The 26,920-nt window shown below is 53.4% G+C and carries 24 protein-coding genes and 1 tRNA gene; 17 read left to right on the plus strand and 8 right to left on the minus strand.

Annotated features, from left to right (window positions below; genetic code table 11):
• Positions 1-65: 65 nt before the first annotated feature.
• Genes glpD through glpK form a run of 3 tightly spaced genes read left to right on the plus strand, consistent with a single transcriptional unit; the run spans position 66 to position 3,993 of the window.
• Complete coding sequence (gene glpD / locus AD948_RS10925) at positions 66-1,586, plus strand: glycerol-3-phosphate dehydrogenase (RefSeq protein WP_061472022.1); 1,521 nt, start codon at positions 66-68, stop codon at positions 1,584-1,586.
• Between the two features lie 53 nt (positions 1,587-1,639).
• The gene (locus AD948_RS10930; protein WP_058988894.1) at positions 1,640-2,464 is read left to right on the plus strand and encodes an MIP/aquaporin family protein; all 825 of its coding nucleotides are present in this window, start codon (positions 1,640-1,642) and stop codon (positions 2,462-2,464) included.
• A 29-nt stretch (positions 2,465-2,493) separates the two neighbouring features.
• Entirely contained in the window at positions 2,494-3,993 is a 1,500-nt protein-coding gene (gene glpK, locus AD948_RS10935) for a glycerol kinase GlpK (protein ID WP_061472023.1), read from the plus strand.
• 55 nt (positions 3,994-4,048) lie between these two features.
• Here glpK and AD948_RS10940 read toward each other — a convergent pair whose 3' ends face one another.
• Positions 4,049-4,546 carry a copper chaperone PCu(A)C gene (locus tag AD948_RS10940; protein ID WP_061472024.1) on the minus strand — a complete coding sequence of 166 codons (498 nt, stop codon included), beginning with the start codon at positions 4,544-4,546 and terminating at the stop codon, positions 4,049-4,051.
• A gap of 142 nt (positions 4,547-4,688) precedes the next feature.
• Between AD948_RS10940 and nrdR the strand changes: the two genes are divergently transcribed.
• The 3 genes from nrdR (at position 4,689) to thiL (ending at position 6,719) form a co-directional block, all read left to right on the plus strand.
• Positions 4,689-5,165 carry a transcriptional regulator NrdR gene (gene nrdR / locus AD948_RS10945; RefSeq protein WP_006559195.1) on the plus strand — a complete coding sequence of 159 codons (477 nt, stop codon included), beginning with the start codon at positions 4,689-4,691 and terminating at the stop codon, positions 5,163-5,165.
• A gap of 62 nt (positions 5,166-5,227) precedes the next feature.
• Positions 5,228-5,761: a transcription antitermination factor NusB gene (gene nusB / locus AD948_RS10950; RefSeq protein ID WP_039904829.1), complete on the plus strand. Its 534-nt coding sequence runs from the start codon at positions 5,228-5,230 to the stop codon at positions 5,759-5,761.
• Positions 5,733-6,719 carry a thiamine-phosphate kinase gene (gene thiL / locus AD948_RS10955; RefSeq protein ID WP_061472025.1) on the plus strand — a complete coding sequence of 329 codons (987 nt, stop codon included), beginning with the start codon at positions 5,733-5,735 and terminating at the stop codon, positions 6,717-6,719. The genes nusB and thiL overlap by 29 nt, the downstream gene beginning before the upstream one ends.
• Positions 6,720-6,860: 141 nt before the next feature.
• Here the strand turns inward: thiL and AD948_RS10960 are convergent, their stop codons facing one another.
• The gene (locus AD948_RS10960) at positions 6,861-8,006 is read right to left on the minus strand and encodes a hypothetical protein (RefSeq protein WP_061472026.1); all 1,146 of its coding nucleotides are present in this window, start codon (positions 8,004-8,006) and stop codon (positions 6,861-6,863) included.
• Between the two features lie 72 nt (positions 8,007-8,078).
• On the opposite strand from AD948_RS10960, the gene AD948_RS10965 reads away from it, so the two are divergent.
• Positions 8,079-8,885 carry an SDR family NAD(P)-dependent oxidoreductase gene (locus tag AD948_RS10965; RefSeq protein ID WP_211264474.1) on the plus strand — a complete coding sequence of 269 codons (807 nt, stop codon included), beginning with the start codon at positions 8,079-8,081 and terminating at the stop codon, positions 8,883-8,885.
• 101 nt (positions 8,886-8,986) lie between these two features.
• Here AD948_RS10965 and AD948_RS10970 read toward each other — a convergent pair.
• Positions 8,987-9,060, minus strand: a tRNA-Cys gene (locus AD948_RS10970).
• A gap of 141 nt (positions 9,061-9,201) precedes the next feature.
• On the opposite strand from AD948_RS10970, the gene AD948_RS10975 reads away from it, so the two are divergent.
• The 5 genes from AD948_RS10975 to msrA all read left to right on the plus strand — a co-directional run bounded on the left by AD948_RS10975 (position 9,202) and on the right by msrA (position 15,686).
• Entirely contained in the window at positions 9,202-9,918 is a 717-nt protein-coding gene (locus AD948_RS10975; protein ID WP_082782413.1) for a protein-L-isoaspartate O-methyltransferase family protein, read from the plus strand.
• A 125-nt stretch (positions 9,919-10,043) separates the two neighbouring features.
• Positions 10,044-11,477 carry a TolC family outer membrane protein gene (locus AD948_RS10980; protein WP_061472028.1) on the plus strand — a complete coding sequence of 478 codons (1,434 nt, stop codon included), beginning with the start codon at positions 10,044-10,046 and terminating at the stop codon, positions 11,475-11,477.
• Between the two features lie 34 nt (positions 11,478-11,511).
• The gene (locus tag AD948_RS10985) at positions 11,512-12,213 is read left to right on the plus strand and encodes a DUF2497 domain-containing protein (RefSeq protein WP_156479006.1); all 702 of its coding nucleotides are present in this window, start codon (positions 11,512-11,514) and stop codon (positions 12,211-12,213) included.
• Positions 12,214-12,356: 143 nt separating this feature from the next.
• Complete coding sequence (locus AD948_RS10990; RefSeq protein ID WP_061472062.1) at positions 12,357-15,050, plus strand: valine--tRNA ligase; 2,694 nt, start codon at positions 12,357-12,359, stop codon at positions 15,048-15,050.
• Between the two features lie 102 nt (positions 15,051-15,152).
• Positions 15,153-15,686 (plus strand): peptide-methionine (S)-S-oxide reductase MsrA, encoded by a 534-nt coding sequence (gene msrA / locus AD948_RS10995; RefSeq protein WP_061472030.1) that lies wholly within the window; start codon positions 15,153-15,155, stop codon positions 15,684-15,686.
• Between the two features lie 9 nt (positions 15,687-15,695).
• Here the strand turns inward: msrA and AD948_RS11000 are convergent, their stop codons facing one another.
• Genes AD948_RS11000 through AD948_RS11020 form a run of 5 tightly spaced genes read right to left on the minus strand, consistent with a single transcriptional unit; the run spans position 15,696 to position 21,337 of the window.
• Positions 15,696-17,051 (minus strand): ABC transporter ATP-binding protein, encoded by a 1,356-nt coding sequence (locus AD948_RS11000; protein WP_061472031.1) that lies wholly within the window; start codon positions 17,049-17,051, stop codon positions 15,696-15,698.
• 14 nt (positions 17,052-17,065) lie between these two features.
• The gene (locus AD948_RS11005; protein ID WP_061472032.1) at positions 17,066-18,814 is read right to left on the minus strand and encodes an ABC transporter permease; all 1,749 of its coding nucleotides are present in this window, start codon (positions 18,812-18,814) and stop codon (positions 17,066-17,068) included.
• Complete coding sequence (gene dut / locus AD948_RS11010; RefSeq protein ID WP_061472033.1) at positions 18,811-19,290, minus strand: dUTP diphosphatase; 480 nt, start codon at positions 19,288-19,290, stop codon at positions 18,811-18,813. The genes AD948_RS11005 and dut overlap by 4 nt, the downstream gene beginning before the upstream one ends.
• A gap of 20 nt (positions 19,291-19,310) precedes the next feature.
• Positions 19,311-20,549, minus strand: coding sequence for a bifunctional phosphopantothenoylcysteine decarboxylase/phosphopantothenate--cysteine ligase CoaBC (gene coaBC / locus AD948_RS11015; protein WP_061472034.1), 1,239 nt, complete (start codon positions 20,547-20,549; stop codon positions 19,311-19,313).
• Between the two features lie 5 nt (positions 20,550-20,554).
• Positions 20,555-21,337 carry a class I SAM-dependent methyltransferase gene (locus AD948_RS11020; RefSeq protein ID WP_039904448.1) on the minus strand — a complete coding sequence of 261 codons (783 nt, stop codon included), beginning with the start codon at positions 21,335-21,337 and terminating at the stop codon, positions 20,555-20,557.
• A gap of 29 nt (positions 21,338-21,366) precedes the next feature.
• Here AD948_RS11020 and mutM point away from each other — a divergent pair, with 29 nt between their 5' ends.
• The 5 genes from mutM (at position 21,367) to recF (ending at position 26,878) form a co-directional block, all read left to right on the plus strand.
• Positions 21,367-22,206 carry a bifunctional DNA-formamidopyrimidine glycosylase/DNA-(apurinic or apyrimidinic site) lyase gene (mutM, locus tag AD948_RS11025; RefSeq protein ID WP_061472035.1) on the plus strand — a complete coding sequence of 280 codons (840 nt, stop codon included), beginning with the start codon at positions 21,367-21,369 and terminating at the stop codon, positions 22,204-22,206.
• A gap of 130 nt (positions 22,207-22,336) precedes the next feature.
• Positions 22,337-22,606, plus strand: a complete 270-nt coding sequence (gene rpsT, locus AD948_RS11030; RefSeq protein WP_039904438.1) for a 30S ribosomal protein S20 — start codon at positions 22,337-22,339, stop codon at positions 22,604-22,606.
• A 331-nt stretch (positions 22,607-22,937) separates the two neighbouring features.
• Positions 22,938-24,380, plus strand: a complete 1,443-nt coding sequence (gene dnaA / locus AD948_RS11035; protein ID WP_058988908.1) for a chromosomal replication initiator protein DnaA — start codon at positions 22,938-22,940, stop codon at positions 24,378-24,380.
• Between the two features lie 144 nt (positions 24,381-24,524).
• Positions 24,525-25,649 (plus strand): DNA polymerase III subunit beta, encoded by a 1,125-nt coding sequence (gene dnaN / locus AD948_RS11040; protein ID WP_061472036.1) that lies wholly within the window; start codon positions 24,525-24,527, stop codon positions 25,647-25,649.
• Positions 25,650-25,768: 119 nt separating this feature from the next.
• Complete coding sequence (recF, locus tag AD948_RS11045; RefSeq protein WP_061472037.1) at positions 25,769-26,878, plus strand: DNA replication/repair protein RecF; 1,110 nt, start codon at positions 25,769-25,771, stop codon at positions 26,876-26,878.
• The last annotated feature ends 42 nt before the right edge of the window (positions 26,879-26,920 follow it).

The raw sequence follows: 26,920 nt of genomic DNA on the forward strand, positions 1-26,920 counted from the left end.
TTCCGCTCTTGTTTTCGGATACGAAGATCAAAGATCGTTTTCATTTGTTGGTATCGGAAGAGAAAATGCTAGAGACTGCATCTGCAACAGACCGTCCTTATGATCTGCTGATTGTAGGCGGAGGCGTGAACGGAGCTGGGATTGCCCGCGATGCAGTCGGGCGCGGCGCTTCTGTCCTGCTGGTGGAGCAGGATGATCTGGCCAGCTATACCTCTTCCGCCAGCACAAAACTGATCCACGGTGGCCTGCGCTATCTGGAATACTATGAATTCCGGCTGGTGCGTGAAGCCCTGACAGAACGTGAGCGTCTGCTGAAAATGGCCCCGCACATCATGTGGCCCATGCGTTTCGTTCTGCCCCATTCCAAACTTGTTCGTCCTGCGTGGATGCTACGTGCCGGGCTGTTCCTTTACGATCACCTTGCCTCGAACATGACGCTGCCCAAATCCCGCGCCATTGATTTTCGTACCCATTCCTCTGGGCGTCCACTGAAAGCAGATTACACTAAGGGCTTTGTCTATTCGGACGGTTGGGTTCAGGACAGCCGCCTGGTTGTTCTGAATGCGATGGATGCAGGCGAACGAGGAGCAGATATCCGCACCCGCACCCGGCTTGTTCACGCTGAACGGGTAAATGGCCTGTGGCAAGCAACGTTGGAAGACCGCACGACCGGAACCACCCAGGTGGTGCAGGCCCGCGCGCTTGTAAACGCAGCAGGACCATGGGTTGCCCGGCTTCTTGCTGACACCCTGAAGATCCCTAATTCCAAATCAGTGCGTCTGGTTAAGGGCAGCCATATCATTGTTCCGCGTGTGTTTGATGGGCCTCAGGCTTACATCTTCCAGAACCCAGACAAACGTATTGTGTTTGCCATTCCCTATGAACAGAAGTTCACGCTCATCGGCACGACGGATATTCCGTGGAAGGATGCACCAGGACGCGTAGGGATTGCGCCCGATGAAATCACCTATCTCTGTGAAAGCGTAAATCGCTACTTCAAGACGCAGGTGAAGGAGAGCGATGTCGTGTGGAGCTATGCTGGTCTCCGCCCACTTTATGATGACGCATCTGCCAATGCCTCTGCGGTAACACGAGACTATGTTCTGGATCTTGATACCCAGAACGGTGCACCGCTTCTCTCCATCTTTGGCGGCAAAATTACCACTTACCGGAAGCTTGCCGAACACGCTCTTGAAAAACTGGCACCAGTTCTACCCGCTGTGGCGGGCGCTAGCTGGACGGCAAACGAGGTTCTGCCAGGGGGAGACATGGGTGAGGGTGGGTTTGACGCCGCCCTTGGACGCCTGCGGCGTGCAGCCCCTTGGCTGGTTCCGTCACTTGCATGGCGTTTGCTGCGTAATTACGGTAGCCGGGCCTACGAAATTATTGGAGAAGCAAACTCCATGAAAGAGCTCGGCGATGTTCTCGGGGGGGATCTGACCACTCGCGAAGTTGACTATCTGATTGATCGTGAATGGGCACGCACTGCAGAAGACGTTCTTTGGCGTCGCAGCAAGTTGGGCCTGCACCTGAACGAGGCAGAAAAAACCAAGGTTGCCGATTACGTGAAGCAGAAAACTGCTTGACCTGATAGGCAATCCCCTTTCTTTCCCAAGAAAAACAAGAAGACGAGGAAAGTATGACAGGTATGAGCAAGGCTTTCATCGGTGAATTGATTGCCGAATGTGTAGCCGTTTTCATTATTATTGTGTTTGGGGATTCCGTAGCGGCGATGTATTCGCTCTACGACCCCAGTCCTTACAAACTCGCCTACTGGGGAGTGTGTATTGTCTGGGGACTGGGGGTCACGATTGCCATTTATGTGACCGGCGCTGTTTCAGGCACCCACGCCAATCCGGCAGTCACGTTAGCTCTTGCCTGTTTCCGGGGCTTCTCATGGAAAAAAGTTCTGCCTTATTGGGCAGCCCAGGTCTTGGGTGGTTTTCTGGGAGCCGTTATTGTTTACACCCTCTTTTCCCCGGTTATTGACCACTATGCTGCTCTTCATCAGATAGACCGCCTCCATGATGGAGCAGGGGCAGGGGTGTTTTTTACGCATCCCGGTGATTTCATCACGCCTATGCATGCTTTTGTGGATGAAATCATCCTGACCGCCATGCTGCTTCTCGGCATTTTCGCCGTCACCTGCGAGTACAATACGCAGGCGCCACAGGCAAATTCTGGCGCCTTGATCATTGGCTTTCTGGTTGCGGCCATTGGTGCCTCAGCAGGGTATCTGGAAGCGTGGGCTATCAACCCGGCCCGTGATTTCGGTCCGCGCCTGTTCTGTTATTTTGCCGGATGGGGCGGTTCCGCACTCCCATCACCTGGAAACTACTGGTGGGTGCCAATTGCTGGCCCATTGATAGGCGGCGTTATCGGGGGAGCTTTCTATCAGGGGCTTCTCAAACCTTTCATGCCCTCTTTAAACAAAACCCGTGATTCCAACACGGCTCACGACTAACAAACTCCGATCAAAGAAGGATAATCTCGATGAGCGCGCAAGACTACGTATTGGCAATTGATCAAGGCACGACCTCAACACGTTCGATCGTATTTGATCGGCATGCTCACGAGATTTCCAGAGCGCGGCAGGAATTCGCTCAGCATTACCCCAATGCTGGATGGGTGGAGCATTGCCCTGAAGATATCTGGAACGATGTGCTGACCACCTCCAAGACAGCCGTGGAACAGGCTGGCGGCGCAGCCCGCATTGCGGGCATCGGCATAACAAACCAGCGTGAGACCATTGTTGTCTGGGATCGCGCAACGGGGAAGCCAATCCACCGCGCCATTGTGTGGCAGGACCGCAGGACGGCTGCAACGTGCCAGAAGCTGAAAGAAGAAGGGGCCGAAACGCTTGTACGTGAGCGGACGGGCCTGCTGATCGACCCTTATTTCTCAGCCACCAAACTGGCCTGGATATTGGACAATGTCTCCGGGGCTCGGGCACAGGCCGAGAAAGGAGAACTTGCGTTCGGCACGATTGATTCTTTCATCCTTTGGCGCCTGACCGGCGGCAAGGTGCATGCCACAGACATCACAAACGCTGCGCGCACATTGCTGTTCAATATTTATACCCAACAGTGGGATGACGATCTGCTCCGCCTGTTCCACATTCCAGCCGCCCTTCTGCCGGAAGTAAAAGACAACAGCACTCTCTTCGGCGAAACTGATCCTTCTCTTTACGGGCGCGCCATTCCTATTGCCGGTATGGCGGGAGACCAGCAAGCTGCGGTTGTCGGGCAGGCGTGCTTCACTCCTGGCATGGCAAAAGCAACCTATGGCACCGGCTGTTTCGTTCTGCTGAACACGGGCGAAAAGCCAGTTGTGTCCAAGCACCGGATGCTTACAACCATTGCCTACCGCATTGGCGGCAAAACGACTTACGCTCTCGAAGGGTCCATTTTTGTAGCCGGTGCCGCTATCAAATGGCTCCGCGATGGGTTGCATCTCATCACGCACGCATCCCAGACAGACGACATGGCCACCCGTATCCCCCATAGCCACGGCGTTTATATGGTCCCGGGTTTTGTTGGCCTTGGTGCTCCCCACTGGGACCCAGATGCGCGTGGCCTGATCTGTGGGCTGACATTGGATGCAACGGCCGCCCACATTGCCCGGGCAGCACTGGAATCCGTAGCCTACCAAACGCTCGATCTAGTGACGGCAATGATGCAGGACGGAGGCGGCACGACAGACGCCCTGCGTGTGGATGGCGGTATGTCCGCCAATGACTGGTTCTGTCAGTTTCTGGCAGATATGCTTCAGGTGAAAGTTGAACGCCCTCACAACGTGGAAACCACGGCACTCGGCGCTGGTTTCCTCGCTGGTCTTGCTACCGGCGTATGGGAAAATGAAGCAACCCTCGCTTCCGAATGGAAACGCGGCCAACTCTTTGAGCCCTCAATGAACAATGAGCAACGCCGCACAATGATTGCCGGATGGCATCAAGCTGTAAAACGTACTCTCACAACTCCTTCACTCGGCTGAACGCCAGCGCTTTTTTCCTCCTCAGAACAAGGGGAGGAAAAAACACTGCTGCCTTTCACTCCGTAGCTTTTCCTTGATCGACCGCCACCGTTACGTCCTTGGATGACCCTCCAAGGAAAGAAAAGGTGAACGTCGCGTTCTGTCCCGCCTTGAGAGCGGGGTCTGGATCAAGGCATAAAAGATGATAGCCACCATGAGGAAACACGAGCGTCGTATTGGCAGGCAGGGAAAGGTGAGTGAAAAGAGAAAGTGTGCCCGAGGTACTTTCCTGATCAGAATGATGGCCTACCAGCGTCCGGCATGAAGCGGATGAGACGTTCGTAACCAGATGCGCATTTTCACCTTTGTTTGTAAGCGTGAAATACAGCGCATAAACATGCCCGGCAGGCCGGACAAGTTGCATACTGACGTTTGTAATCTCAATATCTTTCTGGGCATTTTCCTGCCCCGGAATTGACTTACCCGGATCCCTGTCCTCAGCATGAGCTGGGGTATGAACCAGCAGTCCGGCGAGTAACGCAGGCAAGATGCCGAGATGGGCGTGAAGTTTCATCGTGACTCCGGTGTTTTTAGCCTCGTATCAGTATATACTGCCAAGGCAGATCGAGCATGTTGCGAACACTATACCGCAATCCTGTTGGTCTGTAAGAAGGTTCTGCTACGGGAGCCAGCCAGTTTGAGAGGCCAGATTACCAATGCGTTGCCCATTTTGCGGGAACCCGGACAGCCAGGTCAAAGATAGCCGCCCGAATGAAGAGGGTTCTGCCATACGCCGCCGCAGAGCCTGCCTTTCGTGCGGCCAACGCTTTACAACCGTTGAACGTGTGCAATTGCGAGATCTGGTTGTGGTTAAAGCAAACGGAAGGCGTGCCCCGTTTGAAAGAGAAAAGCTGGCACGGTCCATCCGCATTGCTCTACGCAAACGACCTCTACCTGAAACAAGAATCGAACAGATTGTCAGCGGGCTGGTCAGACAGCTTGAAGCCTCGGGTGAAACTGAAGTGCCTTCCTCGCGTATAGGTAAGCTTGCCATGGAGGTGCTCAAGGAAGTGGATACGGTCGGCTATGTCCGTTTTGCCAGCGTGTACAGAGATTTCACGGAAGCAAAGGATTTCTCCGAAATTCTGACGTCAATGGACGTTTCCGATGCTGACAATCAGGAAAAAGACTAGACCTTGAGCCATAAAGGCGTCATGAAACCCCGCTCCCTCAACAGGGCACGCAGGAGACAGGGATGACAGAGCTGCAAGACCAACCAGAACTTAAGGGAGCGCAACGACCGCGTACGGCGGCTCGGGTGGCGGCTGTTCAAGCACTTTTCCAGATTGAACAGAACGAAGATCGCGCGGAAAGTGTCGTTCAGCAGTTCATGGTACATCGCTTCGGCACAACGCTGAACAACGATTCCTACGAGGAAGGCTATGTGCCAGAGCCTGATACACGCCTCTTTGTCTCTGTGGTGAAAGAAGCGGTCTCCCACCGGAGCCTTATTCTGGACCAACTGGCCGCAACCTTGCCTGCAACATGGCCAGTTACCCGTCTTGACCCAGTTTTACGCGCGCTCTTCATGGCCGCTCTTGGCGAAGCGCTGGCAGGGGAGGTTCCTGCGAGTGTGATCATCAATGAGTATATGGATATCGCCCACGGCTTTTTTTCCGGCGATGAACCCAAACTGGTGAACGGCGTGCTGGACACCGCTATAAAACAGCTCACTTCGACCGAAAAGAACCAGCGTCCGTCTGAAGCTGAGGACAACAAAGCTGACTAATCTTCCGCCGGAATTTACGTTTATCCGTCGACATTTCTCCGATCTGGCAGGCCCCGGCGCACTTGGCCTGACAGATGATGCCGCCGTTTTTACGCCACCACCCGGTCGTGACCTCGTGATAGCGGCCGATGCAATGGTCGAAAATGTACATTTTCTGCCGGATGATCCGGCAGAAACCATTGGCCGCAAGCTTCTCCGTTGCAATCTGTCTGATCTCGCAGCAATGGGCGCTCGCCCTGAAGGCTGGCTTCTCACCGTCGCGCGTCCACCCTCCATAGAAGACAAATGGTTTGAAGGATTCTGCCGAGGGATCAAAGAGGACCAGACCCTTTTCAACCTAAGTCTGCTTGGAGGAGACACAACATCCACCTCTGGGCCGTTGGTTCTCTCCCTCACCATTCTGGGGTCCGTCCCCCCCAGACATGCCATAAAGCGTCAGGGTATTCGGGCTGGAGATGGTCTCTGGGTTACCGGCACCATAGGAGACGGCGCTTTGGGGTTGCGAGCCTTGCAAGGCATTATTGACGATCCTTCAGGCTATCTTGCTTACCGTTACCGCATGCCCCAACCAAGAGTGGGAGCTCCACTCTATGGTCTGGCCTCAGGAGCGATGGATGTCTCAGATGGTCTGCTACAGGATGCAGGCCACCTTGCTAGAGAAAATGCTCTTGGGGTCACGGTCTATGCGGCTGATGTCCCATTCTCTCGTGCCGCCCTTGAGTGCGGGCCAGAATGGCTGGAAACATGCCTGACTGGTGGCGATGACTACGAACTTCTTTTCGCTGTGCCTCCAGATAAGGAAAAAGCTCTTTTACAGTCTCCCTTCTTAGAGACCGTGGAGGGGGCCATTCCTGTCACACGCATTGGAGTTTTTCATAATAAAAGTGATGGCGTCACTGTAATTGACAAGAATGAAAAAATACTCTCATTCAAAAAATTCGGCTGGAGCCATTTCTAGAAATAATAAATTCAAACAATCACAATATATTAATTTTTATAGTGTAAAAAAGTTTCCCACAACATATATCATGATCGGAAAAACTTTTTATACACACGGCGCTAGACTAAAATATTCAGGATAACTTGATCCCCCCACCATTCAGGAAATATTTTTTTCATACATACGATGTTTTTTGTAGGGCGTTGGCACAATACGCTCAATCAGATTGCGTATCCCGACGTTTGTTTCCAGAACCCATCCCAACTCAATTAATCGGTAAGGCAATACACGCCCCCGCTGCATCAACTCATCAATCAATAGGGCAGGGATAATGGCGCTTAATGCCGTTCCGGCAAGTTTCTTTTTCACCCCCAGCAGAATGACCCGCGCTGAATGAAAATCATGCGCTAAGATACGTGAGCCCAGCTTGACCCATCCCAGCGGGGAGGGGGCTCCGTTCAGATCTCCACTGATGTCAAAAATATTGGGAACAACCAGAGCTATGGCAACAGGTTCACCCTCAAACTCAACCAGAACATATTGCTCCGGTTTCAGTACCGGTTTGAGTGATGCCAAAAGAGCTTGCACTTCATCACGGGTAATCGGCACATTTCCCCATGTTCCGGCCCATGCATCGTTATAGATATCTCTAAGGATATCTGCATCTTCAATAATATGATCCTTGCGTAACCCGCGCACTGTTACCGCACCCAGCCGGGCACGTAGATTGGCAGGAACACGGTTGGCACGCTCTGCCACGGGGCTAACCTCCATCCGATAGGACAGAAGATCCATCGCCTTGGCAAAGCCCGCGCGCTCGATAGCAGGACCAAGTGTTTCCGGATGCCACCCAGTGCCAACCATAGGGGGTTCCATTTGTCCCTCGATCATGGTGCCAGACTCACCATGATAGTTCAGCGTCCACGGCCCCCGAATGCGCTCTATGCCTTGCAGGCGCAACCAGTCCGTTGCGGCATCCAACAATGGTTTGACGCATTCCGTTTCCACGGCGTCCAAGGCGCCGAAGAAACCGGTCCGGGGCCCATCCTGCTCCAACGCCAAACGGTCAATCTGAGCCGAAATACGTCCAATCGGCTTTCCGTTACGCCAAGCCAAAAAGTAACATGCGGTGCCATGCTCAAAAAAACGTGAGCGTTTGGGATGAAGCATTCCTTTCTGCTCCATATCCAAAGGCGGCACATAACTTGGCAAGCCGCTATACAAAAGGCGGGGCAGCCGGATAAATAGCGCAAGCTGACGCGTACCCGAAACGGGGGATACGACAATCTGGTCAGAATTAGTCATCGGTGCTCCATCAACTGCGCCTTCAAACCGAAAGGTGATGCCTCATTCCGACCGAATGGAAAAGGGGGAAGTGTGAACCAGGTTCATACCAAGCACTCTGAATTGCGCTCGATTCTGATTACCGGCGCTACTGGTGGCATAGGAATAGAACTCGCCAGACGCTACGCAAGACCTGGCCGAACGCTGATTTTATGGGGCCGAAACGCAGAACGCCTCCAGCGATTGGCCACACTCTGCTGTGCGCGAGGAGCTGCCGTTGTTACAAGACAGATCGACTTGGTTGACGGCAAGGCAGCCTTAGCTGCATTACGGGAAGACGATACCAAACACCCACTAGACCTTGTTGTTTTGGGCGCAGGCCTGTCAGACATCCAACCTGCGGGCCAACTGACAGAAGATCCTGAAAAGGTTTTGGACCTCTGCCTGGTCAATTTTACCATTCCAGCAACGCTGGCCACTGCTGCTGCTGAACGCATGATAGCAAGGGGAGGAGGGAAAATCGCTCTGATCGGCTCTGTCGCAGGGTTCTACGAACTTCCTTTTGCTGCGTCCTACAGCAGTTCAAAAGCCGGGCTCGCTCAATTTGCCGAAGCCGCCAACTTAGGGTGGTCCAGACATAACGTCCGCATCACGCTCATTGTGCCGGGATTTGTCGATACGCCGATGAGTCAGCGCCTTGAGGGAGAACGTCCCTTTCTTGTCTCTGCCGGTAGTGCAGCCCGCCGCATCATGCGCGCCATCAAAATGGGAAAAAAAGAGTATATTTTCCCGTGGCAGTTCCGCGTATTACGTGTCGTGGAACGCCTCGTGCCGCATTTTCTTCGGGCACGTATCTTGCTTAGTCTGAAAGCTGGACAAAAACCGGCAAAAAACTCCTAAGAAGAAATACCTTTCTTCCTTCTGAAGAAGGGTATTTTGCCAATTTTCAAGGAGAACCACCGCACTCTTTTTCTCAAAAAGAGTGGTCTCCAGTTAGAAACTGGAGGTCCGGGCGGGAATCGAACCCACGTACGCGGATTTGCAGTCCGCTGCATCACCATTCTGCCACCGGACCAGTGACGTGAGAGCCTTATGTCCTCTCAAAGCAGATCGGTCAAGCCGTTGTGTTGTGCGATTTTACCCACCTTGTGCCACACATGCCTGTGTGCAGTGATTTTTGCAGCACAAACGACGCGGAAGAGAGCAATTGAAACACATGAATGCTGATTACTCGACCACCAGCCTCCGTGAAAATCAGTCCAGACAAACGGACGAATTTGCACAGGCACGCAATCTCATGGTTGATGACCAGCTACGGCCCTCCGAAATCACAGACCCACAACTTTTGAAAGTTATGCGCTCATTACCGCGAGAAGAATGTGTGTCTGCCACACAAAAAACAATTGCCTATGCGGATGTGAATGTGCCCCTAGGGGCCAGTCGCGTTCTTGCCCAACCGCTCACCACCGCACGGCTGGTACAATCCTGCTTCACCACTAATTCACCCAAAAATGCTCTTATTGTTGGTGCTGCGACTGGTTATACGGCTGCAATTTTTGCGCACTTAGGCGCGCAGGTAACAGCGCTGGAAGCTGATCCTGATCTAGCAGAAATCGGACAGAAGTTTTGCCGCCTTCATGCACCGTCAGTCACGTGGACGGTTGGTCGTCTGGATGGTGGATACCCACCCAATGCACCATATGACCTGATTTATTTTGAAGGGACGATTTCTGACATCCCAGACTTTTGCGAGAATCAGCTGAATGACGATGGATCTGTTGTTGGTATGTTGACTACATCAAGCGGCATGGCATCAGGTTTTCAGGCCTATCGCGACTCTAATTCTTCCAAGATTTTCACCAAGACCTTTTTATTTGACGGCTTTCTGCCCCCATTGCAGGGACTTCCTCAAACCTCTCCGTTCAAGTTTTAAAATTGAGATGTACCTCCGGGAAAATAGAGGGAGTGTGTTTTTCGCTTTTAAGTGATAGAAATTCGTCCTGCATCGTGCCATGTAATGGCAGCATGAATATTTGGTCATTTAAGTGGGAGAAGCACATGAGGCGTATTTGCGGAGTGGGCATCGGCTTAACAGCCGCGCTTTGCAGTTCCACCGCGTGGGCTCAGAAATATGATGGAAGCGGCTCCCCGACCTTTGTGCCGCACACACTGCAGGAAGCGCTTGCTTCTGCTTATCTGACCAACCCGACCTTGCAACAGGCCCGCGCAACGTTACGCGCAACTGACGAACAGGTACCTACAGCCTTGGCTGGCTGGAGGCCAACCGTAACCGGCAACGTCGGTTTAAGTTATTATAAAGGCCAAAACGACTATCAGGGTAGCGCCGATCAACCAGGCTATTTACGGATATATGACACACCTGGCTACACCGCAGGTCTAACTATCCAGCAGCCCATTTACAGTGGCGGTAAGACGACAGCAGCTACCCATCAGGCTGTTAACAAAGTGATGGCCGCTCGGGCCAATCTGATTTCCGTGGAACAGCAAGTCTTCAAAAATGTTGTAAACGCCTACGTCAGCGTTATTGAAGACGAACAACTGCTCCAGCTCAACATCAACAATGAGCGGGTTTTGCAGCAGCAGTTACGCGCAACCAACGAACGCTTCCGGGTGGGCGAAATCACCCGTACAGACGTGGCACAGGCGGAATCAGCTTACGCCACCGCCAAAGCTGCGCGCCAGCAATCTGAGGGAACACTGCAGACAGCCCAAGCAACCTATATGCAAATTGTAGGAATGGCTCCTCCACCTAACCTTGTGCCGCCTCAGCCGCTTGTTCTGCCGGTAAAAAATGAACAGACAGCCGCAGCGATGGCCGTGCGAAATAACCCAGACGTTATTAACGCTCTTTTCACCGAGTCTTCACAGAAAGACGCCGTTTCTGTCGCAATCGCGGCAATTATGCCGAAAATCTCAGCGACCGCAGCGTATTCCCGACAAGTCAACCAGCAGCTGAATCATCAGATTGATGAAAACAAGTACGCCATGCTGAACTTCAACATTCCAGTCTATCAAGGCGGGTCGGAATACGCTGCCGTTCGGCAGGCCAAACAGCAGGTGCAGGCCGCTCATCGGGAGGTCGATATTCAGCGCCGTACGGCAGCGCAGGATGCTGTTTCCAACTGGCAGAAGCTAGTCTCTTACCAAGCTGCCATTTCCAGTAATCGGGCCGCTATCCGGGCAGGGACCGTTGCTCTTGACGGCGTGGAGCGTCAGGCCATTGTTGGAACCAGCACTACTCTGGAAGTTCTTCAGCAACAAGAAACCCTTTTGCAGGCTCAGGTTGCACTGGTGCAGAGCCTCAGCAATATGGTTCTGTCCTCCTATAATGTGGCAGCGGCTATCGGGCGTCTTACTGCTGCAGACCTGAAACTGAATGTGCCCCTTTATGATGACAAAGCCTATTATCAGGCTGTAAAAGACCGGCTATGGGGAATAAACGACTACGCAGTCAATCAGCCAGGTCGTTAATCGCTGAGAACAGTTGTTCAGCAGGAATTTTTTGATGACATCATCTCATGAGTCGGAAGAAGCAGGCCAGTCTGTTGCGGATGTGTTGTCATCCATAAGACAGGTGCTGCATAATGAGCACCTTGCTGCTCAAAACGCCTCAACATCTTCGATCGCTCCGGAGGACGAAGATGACGATATTCTTGTGCTTTCTCCTGCCATGATGACTGAAGACCCCACTGTTCCTTCGTCTGGGGGCGTAAAGTCTGCAACAGATGATGAAACTGACACTGGACAGCCCGTTAGTTCAGAGGCAATAAAACAAAAGCATGACAGTCATGCAGATGGACTGGATAAGAACACGCAGGTTGTGACGCATGGGGGACCATCAAGTATCTCTCCGTCAGAACATGCGGACGGTAACGAGGTTCTGTCTGTTACTGATCTCAGACAAATTGAACTGATTGATAAGGCTCAAAATATGTCCGGTTCCCTGCCGATTCCGCTGAATGACGAAACCATTTCCGATACGGGAAGTTCGTTTTCCGTTCTGCAAAAAACCCTTCAGGAAAAATACCTGAGAGAGCATGAGGAGAGAAAAGTGGCTATCACGCATGAAGGTTCTCTGACGGTCGAAGATATCGTGCGTCAGGAAGTACGTGTTTTCCTCAAGAAATGGCTGGATGCCCATCTGGCAGGAATCGTGCAGGCGGCTGTCCGCAAGGAAGTGGAACGTCTGACCCAGCGCGGCCTGTAAGCCATGTGCCTGTTCCTCTTTCCTGCCTGAGTTCAGGAGAGAGGACTACGTGGTCTCTTCTTGATATGCAGGATTTTTCGATTCTGCTTGAGGCGGGGGTATAATATACCTTCCGCCTTTTTTACGTTTTCTGGTTGGATATGATGCTGAACAAAACGTTTGAGCCTGCTGAAACTGAAAAGCGCCTTTACACTCTGTGGGAAAGTCAGAGAGCCTTTTCTGCTCAGCCCGCGAGCACCAAAAAACCCTTCACCATCATGATCCCGCCGCCGAACGTAACAGGCACCCTGCATATGGGACATGCGCTCACGATGACATTGCAGGACACGCTGGTTCGTTGGAAACGGATGCAAGGCTTCGACACTCTATGGCAGCCAGGTACAGATCATGCCGGCATCGCCACACAGATGGTCGTCGAACGTGCATTGGCAGCAGAAAACACCACACGCAAAGAGTTGGGCAGAGAGGCATTCACCCAGCGTGTCTGGCAATGGAAAGAAGAATCCGGCGGCGGAATTACGCGGCAGCTTCGTCGGTTAGGGGCTTCTCTCGATTGGCCGCGTGAACGCTTCACAATGGATGAAGGGCTATCCCGTGCCGTCAAGGAAGTTTTTGTTACGCTATATCAGGAAGGCCTGATCTATCGCGACCGCCGACTTGTGAACTGGGACCCGGTCTTCCGCTCCGCCATCTCTGATCTGGAAGTTGAAAGCAAAGATGTTGCTGGCAAGCTCTGGTACATCCGTTATCCGGTAGAAGGGCTGACCGATACCAGCATTACGGTTGCCACTACGCGCCCGGAAACCATGTTAGGCGATGTGGCTGTCGCCGTGCACCCTGAAGACGAACGCTACACCGGCCTGATTGGCCGCTCCGTACGCCTCCCTCTCACGGGACGTCTGATTCCTATCGTGGCTGACCGTCACTCGGACCCGGAAAAGGGAACGGGGGCTGTTAAAATTACGCCGGCCCACGACTTCAACGACTTTGAAGTGGGGCGTCGACACAACCTTCCCATGCTCTCCGTTCTGGATGAAGAAGCGCGCATAACGCTCGACGAGTTAGAAAACGAGCTTGAACCGGTCTCTGGGCTGGCTGACCCTTATTTTGTCAAAACATTGAACGGTCTTTCACGCGAAGAAGCTCGGAAGACTATCGTTGCCGAACTGGAAGCTCTGGGCTGGCTGGAAAAAATAGAACCGCATCGCCATCAGGTGCCTCATGCAGAACGTGGCGGGGCAGTGATCGAACCTCGCCTGACAACACAATGGTACTGTGATGCCGGGAAACTGGCTGGCCCGGCTATCGAAGCCGTAACAAGTGGCAAAATCACATTTATTCCCAAGCAGTGGGAAAACACGTTCTTTGCATGGATGCGGGATATCCAGCCATGGTGTATTTCCCGCCAGTTGTGGTGGGGGCACCGTATCCCGGCCTGGTATGGTCCGGACGGGCACGTATTTGTCGCGCATGATGAAGCTGGAGCCAACACTCAGGCACTCGCACATTATGGTAAAGCCGAACCGCTTACGCAGGACGAAGATGTTCTTGATACCTGGTTCTCGTCTGGGCTTTGGCCGTTTTCCACATTGGGCTGGCCGGATAAAACCCCTGAACTTGCCCGTTATTACCCGACCGATGTTCTGGTAACAGGTTTTGACATCATTTTCTTCTGGGTCGCCCGTATGATCATGATGGGACAGCACTTCATGAAAGATGTGCCGTTCCGACATGTCTTCATTCATGGGTTGGTCCGCGACGAACGCGGACAGAAGATGTCTAAAAGCAAAGGGAACGGGATTGATCCCCTTGATCTGATTGACGATTTTGGCGCTGATGCGATGCGTTTCACGATCTGTGCGCTGACCGGCATTGGCCGCGATGTCAAACTGGGTCGGAAAAAAGTTGAAGATTATCGTGCCTTTGTCACCAAAATATGGAACGCCGCGCGCTTCTGCGAAATGAATGGCGTAAAGGCGCAAGCGGATTTTGATCCGACGACGGTAAAATCACCGCTCGGCCGCTGGATAATCACGGAAGCTTCCACCGCCATTCAGGACGCCACCAAGGCGCTGGAAGTCTATCGTTTTGATGAATATGCGCTCACCTGTTACCGCTTTGTATGGAACCGCTTCTGCGATTGGTTCCTCGAATTTGCCAAACCTGTGTTTGCCTCAGCCAATGCAGCAGAAGCCGCCGAAATTCGTGGGGTAGCGGCTTATGTGCTGAACATTATCTTACGCCTCCTTCAGCCCGTAATGCCATTTGTTACAGATGACCTGTGGCATGCGTTTGGTTTCGGTGCTGAAGGAAGTCTGATTTCGGCATCTTGGCCCGAACCAGTCGCATTAACAGGCGCCGAAAGTGCGCTCGCTGAATGCGACCAGATTATCCGCCTGATTTCAGAAATACGGACGGTACGCTCAGAAATGAACGTTCCTCCCTCTCAAAAGGCGCCCGTCTTTCTGAAAGATGCCAAGCCGGAAACTATTGCTCGCGCAGAGCGCTGGAAAGAGGCCATCGGCCGTATGGCGCGCGTTTCTGACATCGCCGCCTTGGAGGGGGACGTTCCGCGCGGATCGGCTCAAGCCGTTGTCGATGAAACAACGCTGGTTATTCCTCTGGAAGGATTGATCGATATCACAGCCGAACAGGACCGGCTTAAGAAAGAACTGGCAAAAGCTGAGGATGAAATTCAGAAAACCGAGAAAAAACTCGGCAACGAAAATTTTGTGACCCGCGCAAAGCCCGAAATTGTAGAAGAAATGCGGGAGCGTCTGGAAAGCCAGCAAGGTGAAAAGGTTCGCCTGCAAGCAGCCTTAGCGCGGATTGGCTGATCCAGACCGTAATAAAAAGGCTGGTTAGCGCCTGAAAAGCGCGCTGATCAGTCTGTTCCACACGTTTTATTTTGTCATGTTAGCGCTTCATCGGAGAACGAAATGTCTGATACAGCAATTCTTGGTGGTGGATGTTTCTGGTGTGTCGAGGCCGTTTTACGGGACATGCGCGGCATTTTATCCCTGACACCTGGCTATGCGGGCGGCTCCACGGATCACCCAACATACAAGCAAGTATGCAGCGGAAATACAGGGCACGCTGAAGTTGTTAAGGTCGAGTTTGATCCTCACACCATCAGCTATGACGATTTACTAAGAATTTTCTTTACCCTGCATGATCCGACAACGCTCAATCGACAGGGCAATGATATCGGCACCCAGTATCGGTCCATCATCTTTTATAAAGATGAGCAGCAGAAAGAGGTGGCTCTGGCGGTCAGATCTGAAATTGAAAAGCAAAACCTGTGGGAAGCTCCCTTGGTTACCGCGATAGAACCACTCACAACCTTCTGGCCCGCCGAGGAAATGCACCATGATTACTATGAGCGGAACCCCGGAACTGGCTATTGTGCAGCGGTAATTGCTCCGAAGGTTGCAAAAATGCGGAAAGTGTTTGCCGCTCGTTATTCCGCATAGGCGGAATAACTACTCCACACCATCATCTTCCAGAAAAAATCGGTCGCCTTCCTCGTCAAAATCGAACAGTTCGGCAAACCGCGCCCAGCCCACTACAGTCTGGAGCGTTTGCCGGGCGTAATCGGGGGACATGGAAACTTCCAGTTCATCCCGAAAACGTTCCGCATTGGCGGTATGCGTTGGCCGTTCGTCCAACACACTGCGAATCGTTTTGACCAAGGGAACGTAGTGGATGAGCGCATGACCCATGATGGCTTTACGTTCATCGAGATCACTCAGAACAAAATGAACACCTTCGTTCGTCAGAAGGATGTCGCCGTCTTCAAGCTCAGCAAGACCGAGAAGCTCCAACGATTCTCCCAGCGGAAACAGATCATCAAGTTCAAGCTGCAATTTTTCGGCTAACATGGGCAGATCTGCCCGACCATTGAGGGGAGGGGCAGCCAGTGCCTCCATCATGCCGATCATCATGGTGATGGAAACCTGTGGAAGAGCCTTGAATATGGGCTCAGGTTGTGCGGCCTGACCTTGCCCAGACGTGATATCCGCCTCCGAAACAATCGGTGCACGCTGTGTCATGAGAGCATAAATATGATCGACAAACTGCCGAAACGCTGAATCTTCCCTGTTCCGAGGATGAGCAAAAGGCACAGACAGAATATGTGCGATCCGCCCGGGATTTGAGGAAAAAATCATGATCCTGTCGCAGATCAGAACAGCTTCCTCAATATTGTGCGTCACTACCAACATGCCCTGCACGGGTAGTTTATTTTCTGACCAGAGTTCCACCAGATCGGTACGCAGATTTTCCGCCGTTAGAACATCCAGAGCCGAAAAAGGCTCATCCATCAGGAGAAGGTCAGGCTGCACAACGAGGGCTCTGGCTAACCCAACGCGCTGCTGCATCCCGCCAGACAGTTCTTTGGGCCACGCGTTCTCGTATCCGCCAAGTCCAATCAGATCTATGGCGTTTTCCACTCGGCGATCACGCTCAGCGCCGTGTATCCCCTTCGCTTCCAAACCAAGCGCTACATTTTCCTCCACAGTCATCCATGGGAAAAGTGCGAACGACTGAAAGACCATGGCAATGCCTGGATCGGGTCCTTCCAGAGGTTTCCCCTGCCACAGCACGTCTCCAGAAGTGGGTGTCAAAAGTCCTGCCAAGATACGCAAAAGCGTGGACTTTCCAGACCCGGAACGCCCTAGTAGCCCAACAATTTCTCCTGAATGAAGAGAAAGACTCACATCATCCAGAACCTGGAGATCAACAGCACTATCTTTGTGATAGGCTTGGGAAATGTGCCGCGCCTCTATCAGGATAGCGCTTTTTGCACCTTCCTGAGCATCAGGAAGAGGGGAGATCATATACCTAATTCCCGTCAGCTAAATTTGAGCCTGCGATAAGCGTATTCTGAAAGTGGACGCCAGACCACCCAGTTCATGGCCATCACAAAAAGAGACATGATGACAACGCCAAGCGCCACCCGACTGGTAGAGCCTTCAACCGTAGCCTGAGCAATATAGCTACCAATTCCGTGCGCTTTGAGAGTTATATCGCCCCACTGCGCCATTTCTGAAGCAACGGCCGCATTCCACGCCCCACCGGAAGCTGCCATCACACCAGTAAGATAATAAGGGATGATGCCTGGTAGCATAATCTTACGCCACCATAACATGCCGGAAACATTAAAATTGCGCCCTACTTCCAGCAATGCGCCGGGAAAGGAAGATGTGCCGCCAATAACATTGAACAGAATGTACCACTGAGCCCCCAGGATCATAAGCGGCGTCAACCAGATATCCGGCACGAGACCAAAGCGGATAATTCCAACCACAAAAATTGGGAAAAACAGATTGGCGGGAAAGGCAGCGCAATATTGCACAACAAGTTGAGCGCGTCGCGCTCGTGCAGAATCAAGCCCAAGCCAGACGCCCATAGGCACCCAGATAATCGAGGCCAGACAGACCATGCTCACCACACGCAACAGGGTGATGCATCCCAACATAAAAACATGAAGAATTTGCCTCGATGTGTAGAATGCCGAGGCATAAGTGCCTGCCTGCTCTAATGCAGCAAGCAAGATAACAGCCCACACGCTCCACCATAACCAGCGAGCAGCCACCGGCTGCCCTTGCTGTGAGGACGGCCTGAATCGCCCCCCCAACGGCAAGGTTCCCAGTTTTCTGGCCACACCCAAAATCATATCCCCAAGTAAACTCAAAAGCCGCGTATGACGCAGCGTTCTGAGTATCCACGGTTCTGGGACGCTCGCTGTCGATGGGCCGGCTTCCAGACGGAAGCGCGTCGCCCAAGAAGCCAAAGGTCGGAATACGATCTGATCATAGGCAAGGATAACCAGAAGCATTGCTACGATCGCGGCAAGAACCGCCCAAATATTACGCTGGGTGATAGCCACCCCCACGTAAGAGCCGATCCCCGGCAGCACAATGTGGGTATTTCCCACAGTAATGGTCTCTGAATAGACAACCATAAACCACCCGCCAGCCATGGACATCATGGAGTTCCACACCAGCGACGGAACAGCACATGGCACTTCCAACCGCCAGAATTTTTGCCAGCTTGTCAGCCCAAAACAGCGTGCGGCTTCCTCCAGTTCATCAGGCACATTCTTGAGAGACTGATACATGCCCAAAGCCAAATTCCAGGCCTGGCTGGTGAAAATGGTGAAAATGGCGGCAAATTCAGCCCCAAGCACCCGTCCCGGAAACAGTCCAAGGAAAAAGGTCACGGTGAAAGTCAGAAAGCCAAGAATAGGGACAGACTGCAAGACATCCAGCAAAGGGATGAGCACCTGCTCCGCCCGACGGTTCTTGGCGGCCAGTGTGGCGTAAGAAAATGTAAAAACAAGGGAAAGCGCTAAGGCCGCAAACATCCGCAACGTTGTACGAAGCGCATAGCCCGGCAGATAAGCAACATTCAGATGGAGGGGCGCCATGGTGGGAGAAGAAAGGGGCGCAAGCATGTGTCGCACCGAATTCCCAACCAGGATGGCAACCCCAACCACACACACCAGCAAGAGCGCATCAAGGCTATTCAGATGGCGGACGGAAAGGGAAGAAAAAGATGCTTGGGGTCTAAAAGAAGTCTCGGGTTTGGTCGCCGTCATGGCAAACCTGTTCCTGTACTGCCAAAGCCACCGCTACCGCGTTCTGTTTCATCCAATTCAGCGCATTCAGCCCATGACACACGCTCCACGGGGGCAATGACGGCCTGGGCAATACGCATACCGCGTTCAACCGTAAAAGCCCGCTCGCCCGCATTGAGCATGATCACCCCGACTTCTCCGCGATAATCCTCATCTATGGTGCCAGGAGAATTGGGAAGAATAATTCCGTGCTTGAGCGCCAAACCGGAGCGGGGACGAACCTGTAATTCGTAACCAGGAGGGAGAGCAATACGCAGCCCGGTCGGCACCAGAGCACGCCCCCCAGGCGGTAGTGTGACAGGCTCTTCAACCGCTGCCACAAGATCCATACCTGCAGCCCCGGCTGTCGCGTAGGAAGGAAGAGGAAGATCCTGAGCATGCGCAAGGCGCTGAACCCGCACTGTAAGGCCGGTATTCCGGGAATCAGGTGCGGGCATTTATGTACTCCATCTGTGGTTTAGAAATCAGATTTACTACAAAACCAATCTGAAATGGAGAGGGCAAGCCTGCACGCCACCTCTTCTTTTGTCATGCGTGGCCAGTATTCAACACCATCTTGCGTTATGAGCAGAATCTGGTTTTCGAGGCCACCCATCACATTGGCAGCCGGACTGACGTCGTTCGCAACAATCCAGTCACACCCTTTGCGTGCCCGTTTGGCGATAGCATAGGATTCCACGTTTTCCGTCTCGGCCGCGAACCCTACAACGAGACGCGGCCGAGAGGCGGATGGCATGGAAAGATCAGCAAGAATGTCTGGATTGGCCACCAGAGAAAGCGGCGCAGGCACATCGCTACGGTCTTTCTTTTTCATCTTCTGGTTCGCTTCGGAAGCAGGCCGCCAGTCAGCCACTGCCGCCGTGCAAACAGCAATGTCCTGAGGTGGAAGCCCCATGACGGTCGCCTGCATATCGCGGGCAGTTTCACAGGGAATCACCTCAACCCCTGCCGGAGCCCGTAATTCCGTTGGTCCACTGACTAATGTGACATCCGCACCCAAATCAGCCAAGGCATCCGCTATGGCGTAACCTTGCCGACCCGACGAGCGATTTGCCAGATAACGGACGGGATCAAGCGGTTCATGCGTTGGTCCTGCCGTGACCACCACTTTCTTTCCCGCCAGAGGAGTTTCCTCTTGCCGCGCACGCTGCCGGAAAAAACCGATTACCGCATCCATTACATCGTTCGGCTCAGCCATACGTCCGGGCCCAAATTCTCCACAGGCCATCGGCCCTTCTACAGGAGGGACCATGATTACGCCTCGCTGGGCCAACACTGTCAGATTTGCTTGTGTCGCAGCATGGCTCCACATACGCACGTTCATGGCGGGAGCGATCATGACAGGCGCATCTGTTGCCAGAAGAACCGTACTGGCCAGATCATCCGCCAAACCATGAGCCATTTTTGCCAGCAGATTAGCTGAGGCAGGACATACCACGATAAGATCAGAGGAGCGGGAGAGGGCAATGTGCCCCATTTCCTGCTCGGCTGTCAGCGAAAATAGGGCGGTATGTACAGGTTGCCCCGTCAGGGCCTGAAGGGTGAGGGGAGTAACAAACTGGCTCCCCCCGTCGGTAAGCACACAACGCACCTGCACATTCGCCAACATGAGCAGCCGTATCAATTCCGGCACCTTGAATGCCGCAATGCTTCCGCTCACAACCAGCAAGACGGAACGACGAGGCTGCTCGGTCATGCTGCTTACAGACGCCAACCAGAATGGATGGCGGCAATACCTCCCGAGAGCGACTGGTAGCGAACATGGGAGAGGCCAGCTTCGCGGAACATATCCGCCAATGTTTCCTGATCAGGGAACATACGGATGCTCTCTGCCAAATACTGATAGCTTTCACGGTCCTTGGCTACCAAATTCCCCATAGCGGGAAGAACCTTGAAGGACCACGCATCATAAATAGGAGAGAGCGCAGCCACCTGAACGCGCGAGAACTCAAGGCACATAAAACGCCCACCGGGCCGCAGAACGCGCCGCGCCTCACGAATAACAGCCAGCTTATCTGTGCAGTTCCGGAGCCCGAACGCAATTGAAACGCGGTCCACAGACATATCCTTGAGCGGTATCGCCTCCGCATCAACCACACAAAAGGACAAATCGGACACGAACCCGCGGCTCACCGCACGATCCCGCCCAACTGCCAGCATACTGGCGTTGATGTCCGTCATAATAGCTGGGCCGCCGCCGCCTTTGAGCCAGCCGAAAGTGATGTCGCCTGTGCCGCCAGCCAGATCCAGCAGGGACAGCCCCGGCTGAGGGCCAAGTTCCGTCACGAATATCCGTTTCCAGACACGATGGATGCCCAGGGACATCAAATCGTTCATCACATCGTATTTCCCCGCCACGCTATCAAATACGGCGCGAACGAGGGGCTTTTTTTCTTCCTTGCGAACAGAACGGAAACCAAAATCAGTTTCTTCAGCATGCACGGCGGAAGACTCAGGGGAGGGCGCAAAGCTATTGTCGGTCATGGCCATACCCTATACCCTGCTTTTTACTCATGCCGGAACTCCCTGAAGTCGAAACCGTGATGCGTGGTATGCAGATTGCTCTGCAAGGCCGCGTCATTCAAACCGCCATCATTCGCAGATATGATCTGCGATGGCGGATTTCCGCCGATTTTTCTCAACGTATATCTGGACGCAAGGTTATAGGCTTTCGCCGTCGCGGAAAATATATTCTCATGCGGCTGGCGGGAGATCTGTCCGTTATCCTGCATTTGGGTATGTCCGGACGCATAGTTCTCGATTCTGATAAGGCACCAGTGCCTCACGAGCATGTGGTGCTTGTTACTGATGACGGAAAAAGATGCGCCTTTGTTGATCCAAGGCGTTTTGGGATGATCGACGTTCTGCCGACGCCTATGGAGGACACATACCGCCTGCTCGCAGGAATGGGACCCGAACCGCTAGACGCCGACTTTTCCTCTTCAACGCTGGAAAATGGCCTCGCGCGCAAAAACGCCTCCATAAAAACGGTTTTGCTTGACCAGAAGATCGTTGCCGGACTGGGAAATATTTATGTGTGTGAAGCACTGTTCCGCGCTGGCATTCACCCTGAAACACCTGCTGGCACGCTTAAGAAGAAGCAGATCAGACTTCTACATGGAGCCATCCAGAGTGTCCTGACAGAAGCCATTGCCGCAGGCGGTTCCAGCCTGAAGGACTATGTCAGGCCCGAAGGTGGTCTGGGCTATTTTCAGCACGCATGGAAGGTTTATGCCCGTAAGGGACAGGCATGCCCGGACTGCCCGGGACTTCCTGAATGTGAAGGCGTGCAGCATATGACCCAGGCAGGACGCTCCACCTTTTTCTGCCCCCTTCATCAGGGAAAAAGGTAATTTCCACAGCACTTCCCTGCGAAGATACTTGACTGCGCCTACCTCTCTGGATTACAGCACCGCTACTCTTTTGGCCGACGTGGTTTTGCCGCGACGGCGCTCATTTTTTGTGCTGGACAGAATAGAACACATGGCGAATATCGCTTCAGCGCGTAAGCGCATCCGGCAGACCGCTAAGCGGACTGCCCGCAACACTGCTCGCAAGTCTCGTATGCGTACCTTCATCAAGAAGGTGGAAACTGCAATTGCGGCTGGCAATCAGGAAGAAGCTCGCGAAGCTCTGCGCCTGGCCCAGCCGGAAATCCAGCGCGCAGCAACCAAGGGTGTTGTTCATCACAACACTGTGGCCCGCAAGATTTCCCGCCTCTCCGCCCGCGTTAAAGCTCTGGCCTCTGCCTAAGCTTTAACGGGCCATTGCGGCCTTATTTCTTGCGCTTTGACAAAGCCGAATCATCGTTAGGTGGTTCGGCTTTGTCTTTGTACACCACGCAGTCCAGCATGGCTGAAATGATCGGGCAAAAAGGTAGATTTTCGTTGCCCGAGCGTGAGCCTTACATTAGTTTCGGCAGATAGTCTCAACGCAGGAACAGCGTGCTGTCTGCCTGTCTGGCCGCCTTGTTTCAAAGCGGCATGAGATTTGCCGGAAAAGGCTGCCTGGTTGTCGCGCAAGCGGCACCCTTATCGTAAATCATGCGCGGCCAACCGCGTTTTATGACCGCTCGGGAGCATAGATGACAATCGGAGTGGACGATGATGAAAGCGCCTTCTCACGCATGGATGACAGCAAGGCTGTTGAGGAGTCATGGCTTCGCATCTGCTCAAAGCTGAAAGGGGAGGTCGGCGAGGTTGAATATCGCACCTGGTTGACCAAGATTGCGCTCGGCCCGATTGATGGCGACGAAATCACTCTGCTTCTGCCTACCCGCTTCCTGCGTGACTGGGTTCGCAGCCAATACGGTGACCGGCTAAGCGAGTTATGGAATCAGGAAATCTCCTCCATCCGCCGTGTCGAGCTTCAGGTCGCTCGCCCCGGAGATCCGGTCGCGCCCCCCATCATGCTGGATGAACAGGTCTCATCAACAGCACCTACGATGGCTGCTGGCAATGACACGGAAGAAGCGCCGCGCAACCCACCAGAAGTCAAGAGCGACATTGTCGCATCGCTGGATACACGCTTTACGTTTGATACGTTCGTCGTCGGCAAGCCGAATGAATTTGCCTATGCTTGCGCACGGCGTGTTGCAGAAAAACCATCCAGTGTCGGGTTCAATCCGCTGTTTCTTTACGGCGGTGTGGGCTTGGGCAAAACGCACCTGATGCACGCCATAGGTGCCGAACTGCTTCAGCGCGGAAACGTTTCTGTTGCCTATATGTCGGCAGAAAAGTTCATGTACCGCTTTATTGCCGCCATCCGTTCGCAATCCACCATGGAATTCAAGGAGCAACTCCGCTCTGTGGATGTCCTGATGATTGACGATCTGCAGTTTCTGATCGGCAAGGACAACACGCAGGAAGAGTTCTTCCACACATTTAACGCCTTGGTGGATGCGGGCCGCCAGATTGTGGTCTCAGCAGATAAATCCCCCTCTGATCTGTCCGGCCTTGAAGACCGGCTGCGCACCCGGCTTGGCTGCGGTATGGTGGCCGATATTCACGCCACAACCTTTGAATTGCGTATTTCCATTCTGGAAGCCAAGGCCGCAGCATCCGGTGTTGTTGTGCCAGCAAAAGTCCTGGAATTTCTGGCACATAAAATTACGTCTAACGTGCGGGAACTGGAAGGCGCTCTTAACCGCCTGATTGCCCATGCCAATCTGTTTGGACGGCCCGTAACGCTGGAAGCGACGCAGGATGTGCTCCATGACATCCTCAAGGCACATGATCGTCGGGTTACAATTGAAGAAATTCAGAAGAAAGTGGCGGAGCACTGGAACATCCGCCTGACGGACATGTCCTCCGCTCGTCGCGCCCGCGCCGTAGCACGGCCGCGACAGGTGGCGATGTACCTTGCCAAGCAATTAACCAGCCGGTCATTGCCTGAAATCGGCCGTAAGTTCGGTAATCGCGATCATACAACGGTCATGCACGCCGTCTCACGCGTTGCCGAACTCATGGAGCGGGATGCGGCATTCGCTGAAGATGTGGAGTTGATGCGGCGCATGTTGGAGAGCTGATTTTTCAGATTTTTCCGGTGGTTGCAGCTTTATTTGCAGTCCACGAGGATTGACTGATTTGAGCCGGCTGATAGGTTTTGGCGGAATGATTTTCAGGCTCCCATGAATTCCCGCCGGGGGCTGGCACGCAGGGAAGAGGCATAGATGAAGTTTTCGGCTGAGCGCGCAACACTGCTCAAGGCTTTGGCGCATATCCAGAGTGTAGCGGAAAAGCGCAATACCATTCCGATCCTTGCCAATGTCCTCATTCATGCGGTAGATGGCCAGCTGAGCCTGAAGGCAACCGACATGGAAATCGAGGTGGTGGAGGTCATTCCCGCCACCATCAAACGGGAAGGGGCGACAACAGCCCCCGCTGCAGTGCTTTACGAAATTGTCCGCAAATTGCCGGATAACGTGCTGGTTGAACTTGATCAGGCAGACGGCGACACGCCTTTGCAATTGCGGGCGGATCGCTACGCAACCCGACTGAACGTTCTGAGCGTGGACGATTTCCCTTCCATGGGGGCCGGGGAGCTGCCGTGTCGGTTCAAGCTGAACGCTGGCGTTCTCCGTTCTCTGATCGATAGGACGCGTTTCGCCATTTCCACGGAAGAAACACGCTATTATCTGAACGGTATCTTTTTCCATGCAGCAGATGCGGATGGCGTTCCGCTGCTTCGTGCTGTGGCGACAGATGGACATCGCCTTGCCCGCGTTGAAACCGATTTGCCGGAAGGCGCAGCGGAGATGCCGGGCGTTATCATCCCGCGTAAAACGGTTGCCGAACTGCGCAAGTTGATTGATGAGGCGCCAGAAGAGATTGAAGTCGCTCTTTCTGAAACGCGCGTTCAATTCACAGCCGGTTCCATCATGCTGACATCCAAGCTGATTGACGGCACATTTCCGGAATATGATCGCGTTATCCCCCGCAACAACAACCGTATCCTGCGCGTAGGGAAAAAGGATTTCTCTGATGCTGTAGCCCGTGTGGCTGCCATCAGTCAGGAACGGTCTCGTCCCGTTAAGCTCACGCTTGAGCCTGGCCTTTTGACACTTTCCGCCAGCAGCCCGGAGCAGGGTGTCGCCAAGGAAGAACTGGACGATAACCGCATTTCCTACGATGCTGAATCCTTGGAAATCGGTTTTCAGGCACGCTACCTGAACGACATAACTGATCAGGTAGAAAAAGAAGTAGAATTTGCCTTTTCGGATAGTGCTGCCCCGACCATTGTCCGGGATGTTGATAGCCCTTCAGCACTCTATGTGCTGATGCCCATGCGCGTCTGATTATCCGCGTTACACCGCGCCATTGCATGATCCTTCACAAAAGGGAAAAACGGCATTTGGCGCGGATACCTTGCAAGCGGATCCTCCTCCAGCATTCTGCTTTCTAGCTGGATCCGCCTATGCCACGACTTCTTAAGCTCACTCTCACCCATTTTCGGAACTATGACCGTCTGGTGTGGGAGCCAGATTGCCCGCTTGTTGTCCTGACAGGGGAAAACGGCAGCGGCAAAACCAACCTGCTAGAAGCTCTTTCCCTTCTTGCTCCCGGACGCGGCCTACGCAGGGCTCCCTTAACGGACCTTGGGCAGACTGGAACCTCAGAATGGGGTATTTCTGCCCGCGTCACCCAAGGTGAAGAAATCCTTGAATTGGGCACGGGAGTAACAGCCGGAAGTAACACCGCGAAACGCACCTATCTGCTTAACGGGCGGCCCGCCCGCACTCGGGGTATTATAGAAGATACCCTCTCGGCTGTTTGGATAACGCCTCAGATGGACCGCCTGTTCAGTGAAGGCGCATCAGGTCGGCGTCGTTTCCTGGACAGATTGGTCATGGGTGTCACACCAGATCACGCCAAACAGTTGCTAGCGTACGACCGCGCCATGACTCAACGTAACAAATTGCTCCAGACACGCTATTCCGAACAAAGCTGGTTAGCGGGCCTGGAAGCCTCCATGGCACGGCATGCCATAGCTGTGGCGGCAGCCCGCACTGATCTGGTGCAGCAGTTAAACCAGTTTTCTCAAACCAGCCTTGGGGCCTTTCCTGCATCGCGTCTGGTTCTGGAATGTGAACTGACACAGCAATTAGACCAACATCCTGCCTTATGGGTGGAAGACTGGTTCAAGGAGCAACTCTCTTTAAGCCGGGAAGAAGACCGTGAACGAGGACGCACTGGCAGAGGAGCACATCGAAGCGATTTTTCGCTTTCAGATTTTGCAACAGGCCAACCAGCAGCCACAGCCAGCACAGGTCAGCAGAAATCCATGCTGCTCGGCATTGTTCTGGCTCATGCGCACCTGGTAACAGACCACCGGGGCGCGCCGCCGCTACTTTTATTAGACGAACCTCTTGTCCATCTGGATGAAAAGCGACGCAACGCCTTGATGGAAAATCTCCGCTCTTTTGACACGACCACCATCCTGACCGGAACGGACACAGCGCCCTTTGCCCCGTTACGTGATGCAGCGCAGTTTATTTCTCTGAAAAATGGTGATTTTCTGCCATAAAGAGAGAAATGCCTCCTTACAATCTGGCCTCAGTTGAATGGG

This window comes from Acetobacter senegalensis, from assembly GCF_001580995.1.
GTDB lineage: Bacteria > Pseudomonadota > Alphaproteobacteria > Acetobacterales > Acetobacteraceae > Acetobacter > Acetobacter senegalensis.